Origin of the sequence: Psychrobacter immobilis (assembly GCF_904846185.1) — a bacterium.
Classification (GTDB): domain Bacteria; phylum Pseudomonadota; class Gammaproteobacteria; order Pseudomonadales; family Moraxellaceae; genus Psychrobacter; species Psychrobacter immobilis_B.
Genome location: NZ_CAJGZQ010000009.1, coordinates 25,011 through 48,573 on the forward strand (window position 1 = coordinate 25,011; position 23,563 = coordinate 48,573).

At 43.5% G+C, this 23,563-nt stretch carries 13 protein-coding genes; 4 read left to right on the forward strand and 9 right to left on the reverse strand.

Features of this window, described 5'->3' with window-relative positions; genetic code table 11:
- Window positions 1-66: 66 nt before the first annotated feature.
- The 7 genes from argC to JMW94_RS06590 form a co-directional block, all read right to left on the reverse strand.
- Window positions 67-1,134 (reverse strand): N-acetyl-gamma-glutamyl-phosphate reductase, encoded by a 1,068-nt coding sequence (argC, locus tag JMW94_RS06560; RefSeq protein WP_201603271.1) that lies wholly within the window; start codon window positions 1,132-1,134, stop codon window positions 67-69.
- Window positions 1,135-1,244: 110 nt separating this feature from the next.
- Window positions 1,245-2,381 carry a uroporphyrinogen decarboxylase gene (hemE, locus tag JMW94_RS06565; protein ID WP_201603274.1) on the reverse strand — a complete coding sequence of 379 codons (1,137 nt, stop codon included), beginning with the start codon at window positions 2,379-2,381 and terminating at the stop codon, window positions 1,245-1,247.
- Between the two features lie 293 nt (window positions 2,382-2,674).
- The gene (proB, locus tag JMW94_RS06570; protein WP_201501596.1) at window positions 2,675-3,847 is read right to left on the reverse strand and encodes a glutamate 5-kinase; all 1,173 of its coding nucleotides are present in this window, start codon (window positions 3,845-3,847) and stop codon (window positions 2,675-2,677) included.
- A gap of 79 nt (window positions 3,848-3,926) precedes the next feature.
- Window positions 3,927-5,144 carry an Obg family GTPase CgtA gene (gene cgtA, locus JMW94_RS06575; RefSeq protein WP_201559854.1) on the reverse strand — a complete coding sequence of 406 codons (1,218 nt, stop codon included), beginning with the start codon at window positions 5,142-5,144 and terminating at the stop codon, window positions 3,927-3,929.
- Between the two features lie 285 nt (window positions 5,145-5,429).
- Window positions 5,430-6,875, reverse strand: a complete 1,446-nt coding sequence (locus JMW94_RS06580) for a glyceraldehyde-3-phosphate dehydrogenase (protein WP_201603277.1) — start codon at window positions 6,873-6,875, stop codon at window positions 5,430-5,432.
- Window positions 6,876-7,214: 339 nt separating this feature from the next.
- Window positions 7,215-8,459 (reverse strand): lipocalin family protein, encoded by a 1,245-nt coding sequence (locus tag JMW94_RS06585; RefSeq protein WP_201603280.1) that lies wholly within the window; start codon window positions 8,457-8,459, stop codon window positions 7,215-7,217.
- A gap of 440 nt (window positions 8,460-8,899) precedes the next feature.
- Window positions 8,900-10,003, reverse strand: coding sequence for an NUDIX domain-containing protein (locus JMW94_RS06590; protein WP_201603283.1), 1,104 nt, complete (start codon window positions 10,001-10,003; stop codon window positions 8,900-8,902).
- Between the two features lie 296 nt (window positions 10,004-10,299).
- Here JMW94_RS06590 and hemP point away from each other — a divergent pair, with 296 nt between their 5' ends.
- Entirely contained in the window at window positions 10,300-10,458 is a 159-nt protein-coding gene (gene hemP / locus JMW94_RS06595; RefSeq protein ID WP_227672156.1) for a hemin uptake protein HemP, read from the forward strand.
- Window positions 10,459-10,717: 259 nt separating this feature from the next.
- Here hemP and JMW94_RS06600 read toward each other — a convergent pair whose 3' ends face one another.
- Window positions 10,718-15,712, reverse strand: coding sequence for a translocation/assembly module TamB domain-containing protein (locus JMW94_RS06600; RefSeq protein WP_201603300.1), 4,995 nt, complete (start codon window positions 15,710-15,712; stop codon window positions 10,718-10,720).
- A 165-nt stretch (window positions 15,713-15,877) separates the two neighbouring features.
- On the reverse strand, window positions 15,878-19,435 hold the full coding sequence (locus JMW94_RS06605; protein WP_201603317.1) for an autotransporter assembly complex protein TamA: 3,558 nt from the start codon (window positions 19,433-19,435) through the stop codon (window positions 15,878-15,880).
- Window positions 19,436-19,899: 464 nt separating this feature from the next.
- Between JMW94_RS06605 and JMW94_RS06610 the strand changes: the two genes are divergently transcribed.
- From JMW94_RS06610 to JMW94_RS06620, 3 genes are all read left to right on the forward strand, one after another.
- On the forward strand, window positions 19,900-21,231 hold the full coding sequence (locus JMW94_RS06610; RefSeq protein WP_055124429.1) for an MFS transporter: 1,332 nt from the start codon (window positions 19,900-19,902) through the stop codon (window positions 21,229-21,231).
- Between the two features lie 198 nt (window positions 21,232-21,429).
- Window positions 21,430-22,068, forward strand: a complete 639-nt coding sequence (gene coq7, locus JMW94_RS06615; protein WP_201539625.1) for a 2-polyprenyl-3-methyl-6-methoxy-1,4-benzoquinone monooxygenase — start codon at window positions 21,430-21,432, stop codon at window positions 22,066-22,068.
- 279 nt (window positions 22,069-22,347) lie between these two features.
- Entirely contained in the window at window positions 22,348-23,508 is a 1,161-nt protein-coding gene (locus tag JMW94_RS06620) for a tetratricopeptide repeat protein (RefSeq protein WP_201603320.1), read from the forward strand.
- The last annotated feature ends 55 nt before the right edge of the window (window positions 23,509-23,563 follow it).

Genomic DNA, 23,563 nt, shown 5'->3' on the forward strand with positions numbered 1-23,563 from the left:
TAGCGGAATTTATAATCAATACCTAGCACCATAAATGTGAATGATTTGACCACAGCTAAACATCTGCTACGGAACAATAGGTGCAAAGTTTAGACCCATTGTTTCATCGAATCCGAACATGACATTCATATTTTGTACCGCTTGTCCTGCTGCCCCTTTTACCAAATTGTCTTGTACGACAATCACTGTCAATTCCGCACGTTCATTGTTTTGATGCACAGCAATGCGTAAACGGTTGCTGGCACGGACACTACGGGTATCTGGATAGATACCTTTTGGCATGACATCAATAAACGCCTCTGATTCATAGCATGTTTCAAATATCTGCTGCCAATCAATAGCAGCACCCGCATCCGTCAGCTCAAGATGAATAGAGCTCAGCATGCCACGTATCATCGGCACAAGGTGCGGTAAAAAACGAATGCGATGGGTGAACTGACTGTCTAATAACTGCGCCACGCCTTGCTCAATCTCGGGCAGGTGACGATGTCCTTCAACGCTATAAGCTTTAAAGTTATCAGTAGTTTCAGCATAATTAAGCGCAAGTGAAGCTTGGCGACCAGCGCCAGAAACACCAGACTTTGCATCGATAACGATGCGTGATTCCACCAATCTCTCTGCTTGCTTATTTTGCATATCGATTATTGGTTTCAAACCCAAAATAGCAGTGGTCGGATAACAACCAGGATTACCGACGACTAAAGCAGTGGCAAGTTTATCGCGATTCACTTCAGGTAAACCATAAACAGCTGTCTTTAGTAGCTCAGGACAAGCATGCGACTGCTGATACCAGTGTTCAAAATCGGACAGTGACTGCAAACGAAAATCAGCAGCCAAGTCAATGACTTTCACACCGGCTTGCGTTAGCGCCTCTGCTTGCTTCATCGCTACGCCATGTGGAGTGGCAAAAAAGACCACATCACACTTTTGCAGTGTTGCAAGCGTCTCGTCACCCAAGTCACTAAAAACAATATCTGATATTCCGCGTAAGCTTGGAAATATCTCATCAGCTCGTGTACCAGCTTCGCTACGTGAAGTTAGCAAATCAATAGATACTTCAGGATGCGCAGATAACAAGCGAATCAGCTCAATACCCGTATAACCTGTGCCACCAACAATCGCTGCTGAAATCATAAGATATTCCTTTTTATTTTACTTGGTAAATATCAGTATTTGTTAAACAAATCTTAGATAGAAAGCTCGCTTATATACCTGAATTTTGTCATTTTTAGATTCTAGCGGCTTTAGATTTTATAATCGTGCACCGCATCGATGAATACTTTGGCATTGTCGGGATTGACCCACTGCGTAATACCATGACCTAAGTTTGCTATATAACCCGTTTTTTCGCCGCTTGCATAAGCACTATCAAGCATTGCATTTACTTCAGCACGAATCGTCGCAGGTGAACCATACAATGTTGCTGGATCCAAATTGCCTTGAATGGCTTTACTACTCTGTAGTTTTTTGTGCTGTTTGGTCAATTGACGCTGACTTTCAGCCAATACTTGGCGTGCACGATCAATGGGCATCGTCCAATCTAACCCTAAAACATCAGCTTGACTATCTGCTTGCACATCCAACCATAACCCACCACCTTTGGTAAATAATACCACTGGTATCTGCGGATGGCGTACTTTTAATTCAGCGACGATACGCTTATTATAAGCATGAGAAAAATCGATAAACTGACGATGGCCAAGCGCCCCGCCCCAACTATCAAAAATCTGTAGAATTTGAGCACCAGCGACCACTTGTGCATCTAGATAATCAATGACAGAAGTGGCTAATTTATCTAATAATTGATGCAAGAAATCAGGGTTGCTATACAAAAATCCTTTAGTATAACGATAGTCTTTTGAGCTGCCGCCTTCAATCATGTAGGTGGCCAATGTCCATGGACTACCAGAGAAACCAAATAAAGGCACTTGACCATTTAGTGCTTTGCGGATGCTCGTCACCGCACGCATGACATAATCAAGAGAATCTTTGGGTTCAAGTACTGGCAATCTATCTAAGTCTGCTTGCGTACGAATAGGATGTTTAAACTTAGGGCCTTCGCCCGCCTCAAAGTATAAGCCTAGACCCATAGCGTCAGGTATGGTCAAAATATCACTAAATAAGATAGCAGCATCTAAATCATAACGGCGTAGTGGCTGTAAAGTAACTTCAGTGGCGCGGTCCGTATCTTTGCACAGGCTCATAAAGTCGCCCGCTTCTGCACGAGTGGCTTTATATTCTGGTAAATAACGACCAGCTTGACGCATCATCCAGACTGGCGTGGTGTCTATCGTCTCAAATCGTAGGGCACGTAGTAATCTGTCGTTCTTTAAAGGCGCAAATTCTTGCTGGATCGAGTTACTATTGTCTGAAGCACTCATGTACAAATCTCCAAAACAACACCGCATTCATGATCATCAATGAATACGGTGCCGGATAAAATAAGTTGAATAAAAGAATATTAAAACGTTTAGATAGCGACAATCTATTCTAAAAAACCACAAATAATGAGATATTCGCTAATAACAATTTATTGGTTAATATCTCTCGTTTTAACAATCATAAAAACAATAATCATTAAAAGTATTTATGTTTCTTAGAGCGTCATTTGCCGTTGGTCTTTAATCAATAATATCGTGCTCATATTTGAAATTGGATGAATACCATGAATGTTCTACATGGTCAGCGCTAAATTATCACGGTGTACCATGACCACACGCTCTTCATTATTACCAAGAATTCTATCAAACTGCTCAGTACGCTCACGAGCTACTCGGCAAGCATCACGAGATGAGAAGTTCACTTGTCCAACCGCTAAACGCTCGCCCGTATCTTGGTGTACCACCTCAACCACGTCACCTTCATCGAAATCACCGCGTACTTCCACAACGCCGACCGGTAGCAAGCTCTTGTGATGCTCGACTACTGCTTTTGCTGCACCTGCATCGACTATTAGAGTGCCTGACATACGTAAATGTGCGGCAAGCCATTGTTTACGTGCAATGATTTTGTCTTGATCATTGGTGGTCAATAAAGTACCAACCGCTTCGCCTGATACCACACGAGTAATAACATCATCGATAGCACCGCTCACGATAACGGTTGGACAACCACCCATCGCAGCAAGACGACCAGCACGAATTTTGGTCAGCATACCGCCGCGACCAAGCTTGCCACCATCCCCTGCAATATCAAATAAGTAATCCGCCATCGCACGCTCTTGGCGAATCATTTTTGCATTAGGATTGTCACGTGGGTTGTCCGTAAACACCCCCTCTTGATCGGTTAAAATGATATATAAATCGGCATTGACCATCGCCGCTGCCATCGCGCCCAAAGTATCATTATCACCAAATTTAATTTCATCAATGGTAATAGTGTCGTTTTCATTAATCACTGGTAGCACGCGCCATTCTAATAATTGTGTCAACGCGCCCGTCGTATTGAGATAACGGCTACGATTAGACAAATCATCATGTGTTAGTAGCAGCTGCGAGCTTTGAATACCATGTTGGATTAATGCTGACCACCACGTTTCAATCAAACCCATTTGACCAATAGAAGCACAGGCCTGTAGTGCTGCTAGTTTCTTCGGGCGCTCCTCAAGGTTCATTCGTACCACACCTTCAGCAACGGCACCTGACGATACTAGCAGTACTTCGACGCCTTGCTTGTGCAATTTAGCGATCTGCTTTGCCCACTCATATATGGCAGTTCGATCCAGCCCTCGACCGTTATTGGTTAACAACGATGAGCCAATCTTGACAATAACGCGCTGAATATCAAAGTTGCGAGTTTGTTTAATAAACCTTGCTTCTTCGGTCGTGTTTTCTATGTCACCTGCCATATAAACTCCTGTCTCTCATGTGAATTGATTACGGGGATTGATCTAAAAAATTCAAGTATATCAGCTCAAGCGTGTTAGCTTAAGGAACATAAATGACCTCGACACCATCTTCGTCGTCATCGTCAAAATCAGCATCGTCGTCGCTTAAATCTACACCTTCGCGAGCCGCTTTGCGAGCCGCACGATAGGCTTCACGCTGCGCCTCAGTGTTTAGACGTACTTCTACTTCTAAGCGCTCAAAACGGCTTCTTTGTGCTTCAGCGAAGATAGGATCTTCTAGTTCACGCTCACGCTCTAGTTCAATCTCATTCATTAAATGATATTTAACTGCATCCGTCCCTTCACCCATTAGGGTTGACGTGCGAAATACATCGCCTGTCCAATCAAGCTCGGCGACAATATGAGTACAAAGCTCATCTAACTCTTCGTCAGGCACCTGATCAATTTTGTTTAATATCAAAATCTGGGGCAAGTTGGATAACTCAGGCGAAAAACGCTCAAGTTCATTCAAGATAACACGAGCGTTGGCTACCGGATCGCTGCCATCAATTGGCTTTACATCAACCACATGTAACAGACGACGAGTACGAGCCACATGTTTTAAGAAACGAATGCCAAGTCCAGCACCTTCTGAAGCACCTTCGATCAAACCTGGAATATCTGCCATCACAAATGAGCGATGACGACCGATATCAACCACACCTAGATTCGGAACGAGGGTGGTAAACGGATAGTCAGCAACTTTTGGTCTAGCAGCAGAGACTTGACGAATAAAGGTAGATTTACCAGCATTAGGCAAACCAATCAAGCCAACATCAGCCACAACTTTTAGCTCAAACTTAAGAACTTTTAACTCACCTTCAAAACCAGACGTCGATTTACGCGGTGCTTGGTTGGTAGAGCTCTTAAAATGGGTATTGCCCAAACCACCATCACCACCTTTGGCAATCAGTAACGTCTGACCAAGTTCAATCAAGTCACCCAACACTTCGTCAGTTTCGGTATCAACTACCGTGGTACCGATAGGTACTGGTAAAAACAAATCATCAGAGCCCTTGCCTGAACAGTTTCTACTGTGGCCATTCTCTGCTCGCATAGCATCATGACGACGGGTATAACGATAGTCCACTAGGGTGTTGGTGTTATCCTCTGCAATGACGTAAATATCTCCGCCCTTGCCACCATCTCCACCATCAGGTCCACCACGTGGGACATACTTTTCTCGGCGAAAACTGGCGATTCCGTTACCACCGTCACCTGCTTTTACCGTTACGACGGCTTCATCAATAAATCGCATCTTACGTTCCTTTATTTACACTCTAGTTTATAGACTCAATAGCAGTCATATACTGCTTCTTTTGCCTATAGGTATCTTTTAAAAAATAGAAGACTTGCATCTATGTTGCTATATATCATTGCTTTATTTATGACAATAACACCCGATAACCAATTGGACTATCGGGTGCGGTATATATTAACTTAAAAAATCACATCTATTTGTCCATGCTAAAAGTGACTATTAAAATACTTTCTTATAAAGAGTACCTCAATATTAAAAACTCACTACTGCTGTACAAATGTATTAAGCTGGAATCTGTGTATAACTGATGCCTGCCATTTGTGTGGCTAAACGTAATACTTGCGTACTATAGCCAACTTCATTGTCATACCAGATATAAACAATGGCATGATTGTCGGTCAAAATAGTCGCTTGGGCATCGACAATACCTACATGGGTATCACCAACAAAATCCGTCGATACCGCTTCGGTAGAATCTGTATAAGCAATCTGTGTTTGCCACTGACTGCTATTAGATACTTTACGCATGAATTCATTTAACGCATCAGCATTTTCTGGTGCTGACTTAAGATTCAAATTCAAAATCGCTAAGCTGACGTTTGGCGTTGGTACACGGATGGCATTACCCGTTAGTTTACCACTAAGCTCTGGCAGCGCTTTACCAACCGCTTTAGCCGCACCCGTACTGGTAATAACCATATTCAATACAGCACTACGACCACGGCGATCCGCTTTATGATAATTATCAATCAAGTTCTGATCGTTAGTGAATGAGTGAATCGTTTCAACATGACCGTTTTCGATACCGTATTCATCGTTCAATACTTTTAACGTTGGGGTGATTGCGTTGGTGGTACAGCTCGCCGCACTGACGATTGTATCTTCACCGACTGTATCGTTGTTTACACCATAAACAACGTTTTTAATCTCACCGCCAGCTGGGGCTGTTAATAGGACTTTTTTCACACCAGTCGATTGCAAGTGCTTACCAAGGCCCGCTTCATCTTTCCAAATGCCCGTGTTGTCAATCACTAACGCATCATTAATACCGTAAGCCGTATAATCAATCTCGCTTGGATCTTTAGCGTAGATGACCTGAACAAAGCGACCATTGATAATCAAGCCGTTGTTTTCATCATCAACCACCACGCCACCAGCAAAGCTACCATGAATCGAATCACGCTCTAGCAATGATGCGCGCTTGGCCAAATCGCCAGATGCCGCAGGACGTACAACGATGGCTTTTAACTGCATACCTTTAGCACTTGACGCTTGTGATAATAGCAGACGAGTTAAAATACGGCCAATACGACCAAAACCGTATAGCACGACATCAGTCGCAGGATTAACCGTAGTGTCATCAACATTAACGGCTTGAAGTGCTGTTTGTAACTCACTGTCATTAGCGATTAATTGACCAACATCCACCTGTGCAGACTGAAGCTTATTATTGGCCGCTAGCGCTTTAACCATGGCTAAAGTGTCAGCGATATTAATAGATTTAGCGTCTTGGTTACGCAAGGCTACTTTTTGATGCAATGCCAATATTTGACCAACTGACGTCGTATTTAACGTGTCACCGAACAAGGTCACTTGTACGTCTTGCTCATTATAGAGCTTATTCAATAGCCCCATCAGCTCAATCGCTTGTTGCTCTTGATTGTTGTAGTTGCTTAAGTGGTCTTGATGTAATTGGCGTAAGGTATCAGCGTTGCTCACGAGAAACATCCTTATGGTCAGTAATGTGTGATCAGTAAATGATAGAGAATACAGATTAGATAGATTATGTGTGGTCTACGCAATCACTCTAGTATGGCAACCGCACGATATCGGTGTCAGTTATTGATGTAGAGTATTGAGATCGCCTAGATTTTAGCCTAAAACGGCCTATTTTGCCAGTGATAACCGATCTGCTAGCGCTTATAAAGCATTTTATTGAGTTGTGGAGGTTATTATGAAAATAAAGGCAGCCAATTATGCTGCCTTTTTGTTTATTATTGCCAGTATCAAATAGTGGATGATAGAGCGACATTACGATTTAACACAGTATCTAGTAAGTGATGCTCGTTATGGAACGAGGCTAACTGTTTGATTGGTCTGCGAGGTTAACTTAAATTCTTTTAAGTCATAGCCTTGCTGTTGAGCGATTTGACGATATTTGGCATAGGTTTCTTGAGTGACGTTTGGCGAACGCGCCAATAACCATAAATATTTTTTATCAGGTGTTCCTACTAAAGCAGTCTTGTAATCAGCATCACGTGCTAGTACCCAATAGTCGGCACGACCAACTGGCAACCAACGAATCCACGATGGTAAAAAGGTGACCTTTAACTTGCTGCCTGACTCATCAACAGGCTTAGCGATACCCTCAGAAGTAATACCAGAACCGTCTTTCTGTACGCATTTATTAGTGACTATGATACCTGAACCGTCGGTTTTTTCCGTATAATTGGCAGTGACATCACTGGCACAATTGCGCTGAAAATACATGGGCAAACGACCTATCTCATACCATGTTCCTGCATACTTTTTTAGATCAACGCTATCCACTGTGGTCGGTGTACTTGCAGACTTATGAATGATGGCATTTGGCTTAATTGACAACGTCTCTGTGGTGGTTCTATCCGTAGTGGCGTTAGCAGTTATATCAGCTGTAGCATTGACCGGTGGCGTCGCAGCATACGCTGAAAATGCGGCTAATGGTATGATAATAGCTAGGGCTATACCCGTATGCTTGATAAGTCCATTCATAAATATACGCTCCGGTATTTCTTTGTATGATGAGTAAGTAGAGGTTGATGATGAATCAGTATTTTGCTTTGAATGGCGGTTCTGTCCAGATTCTTTTTGCACAGGAGAATTTATTGAACCATTTATCTTATCCCCTAAAAAATCTGATATTAACGGTTCTTTTTCGCTCAACTCTTGTGACCATTTATAATCGTTAGTGCAGTGACCACTATCCTTGGTACAGTAATCACTAACGAAATTACTGCTTTCGCTATGTTTTGAATCGCCGTCTTTGTTATTATTGCTGTTAGTCATAGTAGACTCTTTTGCCCGTAGTGGGCTCTTATCGGCGCTTTTATATCCAAAATAGTGATCTTGCGAAGACGTTTTTTTTGCCAGATGGGTAGAATCTTGGTCATTTAGATTATCATGGTTGTAGCTAGCATCGTTGCTGGCGTTACCTGTCTGCCGTGTACTATCCTCATTCAGATGATAGTGGCGCGACTGGGTAGTCTGCTTAGATTGAGAACCAGCTTCCTTTGTATCAGACCATGCTGATTGAGGTAACTTATTGGTTTTCATAGAGGTACCATTATTGATAGTGACTGTTAACTATTCTTCTTATATGCCCTATATGTACTCTCATCTTCTGTGCGTCTTCAACTTTTAAAAATATATTGAATGTAAAAGCTGGCGCTGCAAAAACCAAATATCATGAGAGGACTTAAGAGGTATATTGATAAGCAATTCGCTTATAAGAATATAGAGTAAGTACTCTTTGTTTAGGTGATATATATTAATGGCAGCTCGACTATTAAAACAGTGTCGCAATGTAGGAAAAAGCAACGGTTTGTAAGTAACTATGCGTTTATGCAGCAGAATAAATACCGAGTAAACACATAGTTACTGATTGGATAAATATATTAAAAATCAATTATTTGCCCTGATAGATGCCAATTAATGGCAATTCTGGTTCAGGACTGGTCAGCATTGGTGCCAACACTCCCTCTATTAGTTTTTTACTATTCAAAGAACTGTCGAATACCAGCAACACTGATACCGCCATGCTCTAATACTTGATGAATCATCACAGGTGATAAACCACCCAAACCGATAATCGGCATGTCAGCCAATTGCGCCAATGCTGACCATGATTCCCAACCAAGTGGCACAGTATCAGGATGTGTATGGGTGACTAGTACAGGAGACAAAAAGGCGCCAATGACGGGCGGTAATTGCTGCTGTAACCGAGCATGAGCCAGTTTATTGGCAGCATCAATACTGGCGGCATCATGACAACTGACTATTAACGGATAATTTTTAGACAGCACTCTATCTTGTGTATCCTCCGACCATTGTAACAATGCGGTATGAGACAGCTGATTGGCAACGATTGAATTGGCAGTGGTTGTATCTTTCATTGCTAGCGGCGCTTCAGTGGTTAGGGTCTGTCCATTGACATCACAAGGGACAATCGCCTTAATATCTGGACGCATATGCATCAACTGCGCTGCTATACTTGCTGAGCCAGCTGCTTTTATTCGAATATATACCCAAGCATTGGCTGTTAGCTTGTTTTGATGGAAAGTCAGCCATGCGGCCACTGGATCAGAAGCGGCATCAAAATGCGTCAATGGATAGGTAATTGCTATCGTTTTTGGCACACTGAGCCATTCGAGAATCGTCTGGTTAGCAGCGGGTAAATGGTACTTTCCTGCTAATAAATCTGCCTTATTTACCCACGTTAGCGCCTGACCTTCTAGCCCATATTGGCGATGCTTATGCTGCTCATACTGCTGCGCGGTCAGCTCAACTTTGTAAATCTGTAAACTGACCTGCTTATCACCATAATCATGATGTAGACGTCCAAGCTTGACCATTGTATTGTCACAAATCTCAATGCCTGTCTCTTCAGCAACTTCCCGAATTAACGCCTGCTCGGCGTTTTCATTGGTTTCTATTTTGCCACCTACAAATTCATAGCGGTTGCCTTGATGCTGGGCGGCGTTTCTAAATCCAAGTAAATATTGGGCTTTATGATGAATGACCGCAACTGCCACGTTTACGATAAGTACTTTTTCGCTGTTAAATGAGCTATCAACGTGGTTGTCTGCTTCATTTGGCATCGGCGTCTCCTTTATTACTGTTTTTTTAAAGTGCTATTTGATTGGTTTATACCTTTAAAAAATCAAGTCGATCTAAAACCAACCTATTGATTTATAATAATAATTAGCTAGTTTTTATTTATTTAAACCTCATTTACAACAATTACTGTAGATAAGTTTACACAATGACTGCATTTTATCTTATCAATTACCTTGCAAAATCTTCCAATGTAAATGATAATTATTATCGTTAAAGATAGTTACTATATCGCCATTACTATTCAGCCATTTTTTATCAAAAGGAATTTACTATGAGCATGGTTATCTCTCGTTACTTGAATTGCCGTGAAAACCGTTTACCAACTTTGCAATCACAACACTTATTTGCACTCACTAAAGAAGTGCGTATCGAGCATGAGGGTGAAGAGTATCGACTACGTCTAACACGTAATAATCGCTTAATTCTGACTAAATAGATTAATATCATTCATCATCAATATTAGGGCGTGTCCTCATTTTAAAAATAGTGATAAAAATGAGATAAATTGCCGTCAAATAAGGAAAATAGCGCCGATAATATCGAGATATTAGTCAGCTATTTGACGCCGTTTGGCAAGATTTAGCCATTTTAAACCCATTTAGATGACTATCGATTGAATTAAGGACATGCCCTAGCCTACCTATAAAAAAACGCCTTCATTAAAAGGCGTTTTTTATTGGATAAAACGATGCGATTTAGAACTGCCAACTGTAAACCACATCCACCGCATTTTCTGCCGCTGAGGTTGCCTCTACATAAATACGTCGAGTTAACTGATAACGAATGGATAAGCTATTTTGAGCATTAAACACCCCTACTCCGTAGCGTATATACAAGTCAGGCGTCACGTAACCGGTGACGTTGACGTTGGTGTCTTCACTACTGCCTGAGGCATCAACGGTCAAACTCTGAAAACCAAAAATCTGACCGATCTGATTGGTTAGATTGCGCGTGCCACTCAGTCCAAAGCTTAAGCCCGCGGCGGCTAGGTTATTCGTCACTTGCGATTTAAAGCCTTGCTCACTGATTTGGGTGGCGCCCTTGTTATTAATTCGACCTGTCACCAAAGCATTCATCGCCTGCTGCTGGGTCAAGCCTGCATTATTAAAGACAATAATATTGGGGCTTTCTGTATTGCCTTTGACACGCACACCTACCGTTTTGCCACTGATCGTTTTAACCGCCTCAATACTGAGGTTAGGTTTCATCACATCACCGTTGAAGCGCACTTGTCCGTAGTTAAGCTCTAGGTTCTGACCAAAAGCGTTGATATTGGTACGACGTGATACTTGCACCACCCCTTTTGCACGCATGATACCTGTGCCATTTTGAGTGATATTAATCGCACCAGCTAAAGGAATAACGGCACCAAAACCACGAAAGTTGATATCATCACCCAAGTCGACACCGATATCTGCATTGATTGACCAAGGTTTCGATATTGCCAATACCTCGTCAATATTGCCAATGAGACGACGATCAAGAACCACTGCATCTTCAGTTTGAGTAATGATATCTTCGCTGGCTTCTGGCGGACGAATGGTCGCTGACGGTACGCTGACCGCCCCTTTAATATCTACATAACGATCGCCTGGACGCACGATGATATCAATATCAGGGTTGATTTCTGCCACTAACAATGGTGGCTGAGTAATCACCAAACGCTCGCCGCTAACGCTAAGCTTCGCTTGGAGTTTTTGTTGCCAATTAACGGTACCAGTCAAAACCCCTTTACCCGTACCACTGCTGAAGGTTCCATCAATAGTCGCTTGAGTACCACGAATTTTGGCGTCAGTATTTACATTGGTTAAATTAATGGGCAAATCAAGCATCGCAATACGGCCATTAGCAAGTTTCACATCGCCATAGAATTGCGGCTTATCTAATGTACCGCCCAATCCTCCTGCCATCGTGACATTGCCCTCTAGCACTCGCATACCTGGGAAGAAAGGCTTGAATATCGCAAGGTTAAGCTCATTCAATACCAAAGCGCCCGAAATTGGCTTAGGCGTTTTATAAGGATCAACGACCACTTCAGCATAGCCACGCGCACCGCCACCAGTATTGATATCGGTACGTAGTTTGATGCCCTCAGGGACGGACAATGCAATCAGTGAGACCCGCTTATAAGGCAGAGTGACGGGTAAACTATCACCATCTTGAATCAAGCCGATTTTGCCGTTGTCTGAATACAGTGTGGTATTAATCGTCGGTGGACGACCACGTTGCCAGCCAACAATCGCCTTACCATTAATTTTGCCATGCCAGTCGATATCTTTGGGTAAAAAGACAGATAGTAATGACGTATCTAGATTTTGTAAGGCAATATTCACCTCACCTTTATCAGGTGACGCGATTAAGTTTTCACGTAAGCAGACCTTGCCCGTTTGATCAGTGGCTTGCCAGCAGTGCGCTGCCAACTGTACTTTTAAATCGTTATTATTGCCATTTTGATTGTTGGGTAAATTAACAATTAACTGCGCTGGCTGTAACTGGTTTAAGGTCGCATATTTGGATTGAACACGGCCCTTACCGATGACGCCAGACCAGCTCAGTTTATCCCGATTGAAGCCGCCTTTAAGCCTTGCGCCAATCGTGAGCTGCTCATTGGCAACGTCAAGATTGACCACATGCGCCTGCTCAGTACCATTAAATGTTGCTTTAACGCTTTTAAAACTCTGTCCAGCTGCATCTAAGCCTTCAGCGGTGATAATAAGCTGACTTGGGCTGTTTGCTAAATTGACCAGCTTACCGCGCACGCGACCTTGGCGCAAAATAAAGCCCGGCAGTGCAATCCGCTCACCAACCAAATCGATATAAATAGTTGGCAGCGCTTGTCCTACTGGCTGTGATAAGGTCGCACCGCCAGTGACTTTGCCAGCCAATTTATCTGACAACTGATCCAGACTGGTGATATTAATTTTGGTTTGTAATTGCTTAGCATTGCCATTAGCAGTGACATAATTATCACCCCAACGTAGCACTAAATTATCCGCGTTTAAGCTGTCTATCAAGGCATTTACTTGCTTATATTGCGCCTGTGCATCTTGCGTTTGTAGGCGCTTGAAATAGCTTGCTAAATCTTTTGGCAGACGCATCTTCGCCGCTAAGCTACCCTTAGCACTAAGCGGTTGACCTTTTAGCATACCTCTTAAATCAATTTTTTTGATATTAATGATTTGCTGCGAGTCACTCCAGCGCCCATCCGTATCGATAGTGCCGGTGATAAGGCTTGGAGTATCTTTGAGGAAATAACCAATATTAAAACGATCCATCACTGCGTCAATATCCCACGCAATGCCTTGACGTACATCAACTGTCCCTTTGGCATCAATACTGCCTGCCGCGCCCACATGACGGAAACGCTTAATACGAATCAGCTGATCATCACCACTGGCATCAATGGTCAGCTTGCCCGCTGGCAATTGCTCAGCATCTAGCACTCCATCGAAATTCACCGCAAAACGTTGCAGTTTGCCTGCGGTATTTTTACTATTCTTAGGCGCAGTTTGCCACTCGCCGCTGGTCTTCAAGTCACCAGTAATAATCGCTGGATTATTGGGTAAGAAATAACCCAAATTAAACTTATCGAAGCGACCATCTATCGTCCAGCCGATATTTTTACGCAAATCGATGACGCCCTTGGCATTCACTTCGCCCGCTTCACCATTGTAATTAAGCTTACGAATACTGATAAACTTTGGCGTGCCAGCCGCATCAATAGATAGGCGTCCTTTTGGTACATCTGCAGTATCGACTTGCCCATTGAAGCGCGCATCGAACATAGACAGCTCGCCACCAACGATATCGATTTTGGCATCACCAGCACCCGTTATGCCAATAGCACGGCCATCTTGAGTCGCATCAAGTTGCGCCTGCAAGTCGGTATTGTTTAAGGTAATAACATGACGCTGACCACTAACGCCACCTTTAGTAATAGCCAATAAACGACCGCGAGCACTGACACTACCGGTTAGACGCTCAAGCGGCAAATCACTGCGATACTGTTTGGGTAATAATCCATTGGTACGTGCATCTATCTGCCATGTGAGCGGACGCTTTTTATTTGCCAATTGAATCTGCCCAGTACCTGATAAGTCGCCCACGACTCCTTTATAATTCAGGCGATTGATGTCGATGACATCCCCAGCTTTGCGCACGCGCACGTCATAGTTGCCTTTAGGAGCGGCATTCAATTCATTAATGACTGCATTGGCATCTACTGATAACCGTGAGCCACGAATGATGACATCCGCCTGTCCACGCGGACTATCAATATTACCGATATTAGGCACATCACGGCGGATTAGGTTTTGCCATTTGGCATCGATATACCAAGGCGCTACCTGTGTCGACTTCGCTGACGTTTTGCCTTGGACGATATTGGCATTCACATGCTCGCCATCACGTTGACGCAAATCTGCATCAAGCTCTATGTTACCAGCGCTGTTTTTCTGCTGATAATGTAATGACAGTCGACCATTCAGCTTTTGCGGTGCATATGCTTTGAAATCAGCATAGTCATCAGGAATAACACGGCGAATATCAAAATTGCTCCCTGTCGCTCGCACTTTTGCATCAAAGCTGTCTTGCCAATCTAAAATACCTTGCAGAATTAAATTTCCAGCTGGCACCTGAGCATCTAAGCGATCAATACGTAACTGACTGTTTGCAATGACGGCGCGACCTTGATAGTGACCAGACGGAATGTCTTTAGCCGTCAGCTCAGTATTGATACGCAGACGTATTTCAGAGATAACCCCTGTCGCGGTAGCAGTACCACTTTTTAAACGAATTTTTTGGCTTTCAGCATAAGGGATCAAAATATCATCCCATTGCAATTTTGCCTGGAACGGCGAATCCTGATCTAATCCTTGTACAACAAAATCACCGCTCACATCGCTGTCATTGTAGCGACTACGAACCTTACCAACCGTACGTTTTAGCGTCCCTGTTGCCGTGATATTCAATGGGTCAACATAGGCTTTTTCTAGCGCACTGACTTCTGCGATCGCGCTTAAATCTAGCGGATAGTCGCCTTGTAAATCAATTTCACCTTGTAAGGCACTGATTTTGACGATATCAGCATATTGTAAATCGCCGCGACCAACCGTTACCATGCTACCGACCCATGTCAAATCACGGGCAACAATATCCTGCACAACGATAGGCTCTTTGGTCACTTGTTTATAAGTAATATTTTTTATTTTAGCGTGATCAAAGCGTAAGTTCACTGGTAGCTGTAATGTTTTATAATCGAACGGCTCACCCGTTGGTGGCTTGTTATTGATAATCTCAATGGTTTGTATGTCTGCATCACGCAGATGCACTTCTTTGGCAAATATGGCACGCCAGCCTATCTTGACGTAAGCTTTATCAACCAATACTTCAAGGTCTTCAGTCGCCTTGATATCAATATCAGTGACCCAGATACCATCACGTAAATTACCGCGACCATATTTAAAATCAATGCCCGTCTCAGCACTGACTTTCTCTAATATAAACTTCGTACCCGACTCTGTGCCCATTGCGTAAAAAAACACAGCAAACATGATGGCCAGCACAATTAAAATAAGCACCAGTAATTTGAGTAAAAATGACAGCGGATACCAACGTCTGACGGCACGAGCGTCGCGCTGTGCTGGATCTTCATCTGGGGCGTTATTAGGCGGGGTATTTTTTGTCAGCATGACACTCAACTACATTAAAGAATGGTCACCGGCAATCGGCACGATAAATAAGAAATACAACGGATATTGCTAATAGCGCGTATTGAACCTGTCTCAATTTCACTAACAGAGACGACTTAATAATGCTCAATACGCGCTAAATGATGTCACTACTGGATTACATGGCTATAAAGGCGAGCCAATAAAGAAATGCAGTCTAACGGGTATGCTTTCTTCTGTCACCCCAGCAGCCACATCAACTCGTACCACACCGACTGGCGATGCCCAGCGGATACCAACACCGACGCCGACCTTTGTCTCAGTCTCGAAGTTTTTGTCGTAAGCATTACCTACATCAGTGAAGAATGCCCCGCGGAACCCTGGTTTAAATTCATAATTATACTCTGCACTACCAACTGCGAGCACTTGCCCACCAGTCAAATAGCCCTTGTCGAGCGGTGACAAGCTCTCATAGTCATAGCCACGAATACTTTGGTCACCACCCGCAAAGAAGCGTAATTTATAAGGCACATCATAAAAATCATCTGCCCAGATGTAGCCTGTATTCAAACTGCCCAGCACTTGATGCTTTTGCTCATCGCCAAAACTATAAATGCCGCTGACACCCGCGCGAATGATTGCCATATTAGTATCGCTAAGGGCTTTATCAGCTCCTGCTTCAAGCGAGTAATACTGACGCATACCGCGAGTCGGATTGGTCACACTGTCTACATCAGTTTTGTTCATACCATAACCAAATAGCAGCGCTTGCTGCTTAGGCTTAGAGGAAGTAAAGCGAATAGGTAGATCGTCCAACTCTGTTTCATCGACCCCAGTCTCTAGCTCATCTAAACGGTAATTCACAGAGTAGCTGCGATTCCAGCCACTGTCACGGCGAATATTACGCGCCAATGCTGCTTTTAGCGTCGTAGTAGAAAGGTCGAAGTTGCCTTCACCTTGGTCGATGACCTCTTCTTCATAGGTAAGACGCGCATCTAATTTATCGTTAAGTGGGTGCTTCCAAGGTCGACTGGCATAAACAGCGACGTTTTTAGTAATTCTGGAAACTTCGGTCTCTGCACCAGCTTGATAGCCTTTACGATTGAGCAAATTATAGTCTATTTTTGCCGTCGCTCGCACGCCCGTATCTGTGCCGTAACCAAGACCTACTTGGGCATCGCGCGGCTTACTTGAAGAGACAAAAACATACAACGGTACTTTTTTACTTTCTGCCACTTGTCGCGGCGTTTTTCGACCAGCCAGCGTTGGTGGTACAAAGTTTTCATCAGTGATTAAGCTTTCTTCATCAGGGAATATTTTTTGCGCAATATTACTGATGCCGTCGCTTATTTTACCCAAAAGATTGTCCGCCTCTTGGTCTTTTTCATCCAATACACGGTCATTTGGTAAGCGGCTCAAACGCTCTGCTTTTTGTTTGATAGCTTGTAGTTTATCAAGTGTTGCTGCATCAGCTTCAAAATCGATCGCCGCGATGTCGGCGGGATTGACTGTTTCACCGCTATTGGCAGTCGTATTACCCTCACTCTCTGCGTTATTTTCATCACCATCATCAGCGTTATTGTCTTGATTAACACGGCTACTATTAGAAGCAGCTGAGCTTTCAGCACCATTATTACCCGCAATGTCTAAGGCGCCATCAATATTAATCTCGTCGTCGAGTGTGCCGCTATCATTGGTAGGCGTGTTATCAAAAGCCAAAGTACTGGCTTCACTGCGTTCATCTGGCGGCAATATCGACTCAACGTTGACTGTATTAAAATAACGAGTCGCTGATAAGTCATTGCTAAACTCGGTCACCGCTGGACGATAAAAAGGATCGCCGGACTTAAAGTCAAACAACTGTTGTAATAGTGACAACTCAACAGGTAGCTTGTCAGGATCTTGGGTTAAGGTGTTGGTTTCTTCATCGTATGTAAAAAACACAACGTCATCAAACTCATAACGATCACCAGTGTTGTAGACCAGCGACACATCTGCTGTATTATCTGGCAAGATAATATCAACGGATTTGTTGAGCCAATATTGATCAAAATAGCCATAAGTATTACTCAGCGACTCAAGGGCCGCCTTGCTATCTTTATAAACACGGTGATTGAAGATATCACCCACTTGTGGCGGCAAGTCTTTTTCAAGTGCTATATATTCTGGTTGTTCACTGCCTTCACCGCGAATCTCAACAATACGGCTGTCCACACGTACCGGCTCGCCCAGCTCTTCGATAATGACATCGATCGTGTCAGCATTGCGCTGACGTAGGCGTAACGTAATATCATAGTAACCCACTGCTTGGGCTGCCTCTAATGCTGTTTGGCGCAGGCGTGGCAATGCGGCCGTAAAGTCGGTAACTGACTGAACCGTCGTATCATCAAGGGCAGCCTTGATGTTTTTCATGGGCTGAACGTCATTGTCCGCTTTGGTGAGCTTTGGCTTACCATTGACAGCACCTTCAGCGGTCGCCTGCCGTAGATAAATTGTGGTATCTACATGTGGTAATGCCATCACACCTGCATTGAATAAACGGTTATAAAGGCGTTTCACGATATTGCCTTTATTACGCGCCATTGGCTTGGGCTGACTGGCTTGTTCGATACTCTGGTTTATTCCCTGAGAGTCCGCTTGATAGTCTGGCAAGTAGTCATCAGGATTGATGATATCTGACGTTGTACCATCTTCATTGGTCTCATCACTGGCATTGGCGACAATCTCATTATCGAAAGTACCGGTTCCATCCACGCGCCCACTACTGACAGAGTCGCTAACATCGATCGGACGCGACATAACTTCAGCCGTCTGTGCGCGTTCAGCGGCGCTCTCATTCCTACCTAATGTCTCAAGATTGTTAGGAGTTGGCAGATTGGTCGCATCCAAATCCACATCTAAACCAATAGGTGGGGTTGTATCATCTAATGTAGCAATTGGCGCGTCAAAATCTCGATCGTTATTGCTGATATCATTATTATTGTTACTGTAATTGTTATAGTTAACGTTGGTACTATTATTGATGTCATCAATATCTTTGGCATTCTGCATGTCCATCGCAGCCAGCTCACGATCAATCTCTTCAGGCGTCATCATCTGATAACCCTGCTGCTGTATGGCTGCGGCTTGTTGCAACAAGTCATCATTGGCGTTATTGGAAAGATCGAGCTGAGCATTATTTGCGCCAGCCATATTATCCATGGCATTTGCCTGAGAATTGGCCATACCCTGAGACTGAGCAGCTGGTTTTTTAGCGCTTTTATCTTGAGCATCAGACTTTTTAATGCCTAGGCTTTGTTCGCTGTACTCATCCAATACTGACTGATCGATAATGCCCTGCTCTACTGCCTTTTTTAGGCGCAATGCATCCAAAGCGATATCGAGCTGAGTATCATCATCTGACAGTGTGGTTGATTGAGTACTGGTTGGTTGAATATTTGATTGATCGACAGCTATTTGATTGCTCGTAGGTGGTTTAGGCGAACTGACATTATTTGTGGTATCAGCCAATGCAGCAGGTGCCATACCGAAACCCACTAGGCTGGTCGCTAGCGCAGTGAAAAGTGCTGAACGCGTAAAATAAATGCGCGGCGCATTGCCATGAGTTGTCACAGCTGCTGAACGACGTGTTTTTTGAAAACGGTCACTCTGAAAATCTTGAATTTTAATATCCTCTCGAACATTATCCGTATCACACTGCATCATCGATACATTGCGCGCGAGCGTTGAAGGCTGGTGTTTCATGTGTATTTCCTATCACCTCACGCGGCACAATATTATGAACGATAACAATCGCCTAGTCTTACCGGTGAATAAACTTATAGCAGTTGGCTGAATTATGGTTTACTGTCTTGCTTTGGATAATGACCGTTTATAACGCAAACCTTGGTGTCAGATTAGCACCATGTTTTTATCAAAAAATAGACATGCGTGAGTGGTAGCAAGCCTTTGCCATTACTCACACCTCGCGACGCAAGCATGCAAAATTTACAAATCATAACTTAGATAATTATGAAATCATAGCGTCGAGCGCATGTATTTTTACCAAAGCCTTGCTATTATACGGCTTAATATTGATAAAACCTATGCTATATTTCGATAAGTTTTTGATACTGTTAATAATTATATCGATAATTACTTTCACTTTAAAAGCGGTATTCAGCGCTTTTCTTTGATCTAGCAACCGCGACCCATCTGTAGGAATTTTCATGGCCAATCAGTTTCAATTATTTAAGCACCGCCGTTTTAGTGCCATGTTTTTTACCCAGTTTTTGGGCGCGTTTAATGACAATATTTTTAAGCAAGCACTCATACTGGTTTTGACTTACACCGCTGCGAGTCAGTTGGGCATGGAAGTCAGTATTTTGAATAACTTGGCCGCGATGTTGTTTATTTTGCCCTACTTTTTGTTTTCTGCACTGGCAGGACAAATCGCGGATAAATTCGAAAAATCAAAACTCACACGATTGATTAAGCTGCTTGAGTTCGTAATTATGGTGATTGCGGCAGTAGGGTTCGTGTTTGAGTGGTACGCATTGTTATTTGTTGCGTTGTTTCTCATGGGCACTCAATCTACTTTTTTTGGACCTATTAAATACGCCTACTTACCACAAGCGATGAAAGAAGATGAATTGGTTGGTGCTAATGGTTTGTTTCAAATGGGGACGTCGTTAGCGATCTTGCTCGGTATGATTATCGCGGGCGTTTTAACCCAGATAGCGCAGCCGCTCTATTGGATAAGTGTGACAGTATTGGTCATCGCCGTCTTGGGTTATTTTGTCGCAAGATTGATACCCCACATGCCAGCGATGCAGCCAAACCTAAAAATCAACTGGAACATTGTGACCACTAGTGTGGCGACGGTGCGCTACTTATATTCATTGCCTTTTTTGTTCTTTGTCATCCTTGGTAATAGCTGGTTTTGGTTTTATGGCGCGACGTTTTTGACCCAAACGCCAGAATTCAGCAAGGTCATCTTACATGGTGATGAATCAGTGGTTATTTTCCTATTAACCTTATTTTCTGTTGGTGTGTCGATTGGCTCATTATTATGCAAATCACTAACCAAAAACCAAGTCAGCTTACGTCTTTTGCCCTTTGGTATCGCCGGCTTAAGTATTTTTGCGATTGATTTGTATTTTTCACTGTCAAGTCTCAACATCAATGTGAATAATGCAACTCTGTTTGGCATCAGTGAGTTATTTGCGGTGAGTGGCAGCTGGCGCGTGTTTGCTGATTTATTCTTTTTGGGCTTTAGCGGCGGTTTATACATCGTACCGTTATATGCCTCTATGCAGGCCTATGCACCCAAGAGCCACCGCGCGCGCGTCGTTGGTGCCAACAATATCTTTAACGCGATATTTATGGTCACCTCAGCGATTTTCTCTATCGTTATCTTGAACGCTTTGGGATTCAATTTACCTCAGCTATTTTTGGTGACAGGACTCATAAACATTGCCTTCGGTGCCTTTTTATACAGTAAACTCAATAAACATATTAAAAATGCAGTCATCCAAACGCACGATGAAGTGGCTCCATAAGTAAGATTGACATGCTGCTATAGCAATCGGTGTGTTATCAAATGGATAATATTGGTGCTGATAATTTAGATTGTTTGCTATAGTAATACCTATGCGTTAATCACTATCATTATTTTAGAAAAACAGATGCTGTTTTTAGAAGAACAGATAAGTTTAATTTTTTGATCGTATTTAAGCCATCAGGAGTGAATCATGGCCCTGCGTCCCTTATCCAAAGTCGACCAATTGTTACTTGGGGTCGATAAGGCATTACGAGCTGTCGTACCACATTCAAACCCTAGCACTCGTCCACTACCAGTCAGCAGTGACGAGATTCCTGAGCTCACTATCACCGAGGCGCGACATGTCGCCGGATTGATGCGTATCAATCATACTGGTGAAGTATGCGCGCAAGGTCTGTATCATGGTCAAGCATTTGCCGCCAAAGACAACGGCGTCAAGCAAGCCATGCAGCAATCAGCCGAAGAAGAGGTCGATCATTTGGTCTGGTGCGAGACGCGATTAGACGAGCTTGGCAGTCATGCCAGTGTCTTTACGCCATTATGGTATGGCATGTCTTTCGGTCTTGGCGCAGTCGCGGGTGCCATCTCTAATGAATTTAGTTTGGGATTCGTCGCAGAGACAGAAGCTCAAGTCAGCGAACATTTACAAGACCATATCACGCAATTACCAGAGCACGATAAACGCTCGAAAGAGATACTGGCACAAATGGATATTGAAGAGTTGCATCATCGTGAGCTGGCATTAGCAAGTGGCGGCGCAGCGTTATCACCGCCTGTACGTCATACTATGCGCTGGATGGCCAATCGCATGAAAGCCACGGCATATCACTTGTAATTGCCATCTGTGATAGCAGGTTTTGAGCGATAGGTTGTGGTGGTAAGTGCGTTGTGAGGGTAATTACAGTGCGCTTTATTATTGATATTGCTCTCATTTACCCTGCTGTCGCTGGCATAACGTACACGCTATCGCGTTACTATTAACAATCCTACTACTGATAGCGCTCAGTTGAATTTGTTAGGGTATTAAAAATTTGTATGATTTTGCCGCAAAGACATGAGCTAATAACCATTCAATTGCTAAATAACAACTAAATAAATTAAGGTAACGATTTTTATGAAAGCCATCAACCAATCGACTCTCTCTGCCCGTTCGTCTAGCAAGTCGCCTAAACTGGCAACTCTGACAGCACTGGCAACAGCTTGTGCCATGCTATTATCAGCGCCTGTCAATGCAGCAGAAACCAATGCGGCAACAGATGCTGCAAAGACCGATACTGCTGCCACATCGGTGCCTAGCGCTATGGATTCTAGCAAACGTGTGATTCGCCTTGCTCGACCGACTGCGACTAGTACAGTACAATCAGGTACTTTACCGACTGCGGCGGTGACCGCCAATACTCAACCAACTGACCTTCAAAGCAGTAGCGTTCCACAAAGCGCTCCTTTGCCAAATAATGCTCAGCCGTATCGTGCGCCAATGAGTACATTGCAACCACAAGATGTTGTACCAGCACCAAAAATACCTGAGTTCACTGGCACCACTCGAGTTTATGAGCCTGGTCCATTGACCGCTACTGGTATCGACCTGCGTAGTGGTCAGCTTGCCAATATTCCAACGCCGCAAGTGCAATTGTCAGACGTAAGCTTTGTACCGACTGTGTTGATTCCTCAGCAAAACGGTAATAACAACGATCAGCTAGATGTGAGCTTGCTTGATGACTTCATCGAAGACGTCTCACCTAATGCCCGTCATTATCCACCAAACTTTCCTAACCGCTCACAGCGCCATTATACGCGTGAAAAAATCAAAGTATTGGCTGAATGGATACAGCCTTATGCTGAATCAACAAACGCCTCTTATGATGTATTGATTCGTGCCGCTAAACTTAATGGCATGGGACGTAACTTAGATTTGGGATCAGACTATACGATACGTGGTGGAAAATATGTTGACCGTGCCATTAAACTGCAACCTAATAGCGGCGAAGCCAACTTCTTATATGGCATGATGTTGTCAGAAGGCGGCGGCTTCAAAGAAGGTCAAAAATACCTAGACCGCGCAGTGTCTCTTGGCTATACCGAAGCAGAGCAAAGCTTGGCACAGTCAGACTTGTTAAGTGATCGCCGCGATAATGCACTAGAGCGCTTACGTCGTCTCGAACAGAAAAACCCTAACAATGACATCATTCGTCAGCAAATCAAACTTATTGAAGAGGGTAAATTCTACATTTGGGATATACCTGCGCCTGACATCAATGTTAAGCCTAGTGCTTAACATTGATTAGGTATTTAAATGTCATTAAGTAAGTTCACCAAATACCATGATTGCT

Coding starts and splice junctions, on each gene's coding strand:
- argC (WP_201603271.1), bottom strand. CDS start 1,134: ATGATTTCAGCAGCGATTGTTGGTGGCACAGGTTATACGGGTATTGAG.
- hemE (WP_201603274.1), bottom strand. CDS start 2,381: ATGAGTGCTTCAGACAATAGTAACTCGATCCAGCAAGAATTTGCGCCT.
- proB (WP_201501596.1), bottom strand. CDS start 3,847: ATGGCAGGTGACATAGAAAACACGACCGAAGAAGCAAGGTTTATTAAA.
- cgtA (WP_201559854.1), bottom strand. CDS start 5,144: ATGCGATTTATTGATGAAGCCGTCGTAACGGTAAAAGCAGGTGACGGT.
- JMW94_RS06580 (WP_201603277.1), bottom strand. CDS start 6,875: ATGTTTCTCGTGAGCAACGCTGATACCTTACGCCAATTACATCAAGAC.
- JMW94_RS06585 (WP_201603280.1), bottom strand. CDS start 8,459: ATGAAAACCAATAAGTTACCTCAATCAGCATGGTCTGATACAAAGGAA.
- JMW94_RS06590 (WP_201603283.1), bottom strand. CDS start 10,003: ATGCCAAATGAAGCAGACAACCACGTTGATAGCTCATTTAACAGCGAA.
- hemP (WP_227672156.1), top strand. CDS start 10,300: ATGGTTATCTCTCGTTACTTGAATTGCCGTGAAAACCGTTTACCAACT.
- JMW94_RS06600 (WP_201603300.1), bottom strand. CDS start 15,712: ATGCTGACAAAAAATACCCCGCCTAATAACGCCCCAGATGAAGATCCA.
- JMW94_RS06605 (WP_201603317.1), bottom strand. CDS start 19,435: ATGAAACACCAGCCTTCAACGCTCGCGCGCAATGTATCGATGATGCAG.
- JMW94_RS06610 (WP_055124429.1), top strand. CDS start 19,900: ATGGCCAATCAGTTTCAATTATTTAAGCACCGCCGTTTTAGTGCCATG.
- JMW94_RS06620 (WP_201603320.1), top strand. CDS start 22,348: ATGAAAGCCATCAACCAATCGACTCTCTCTGCCCGTTCGTCTAGCAAG.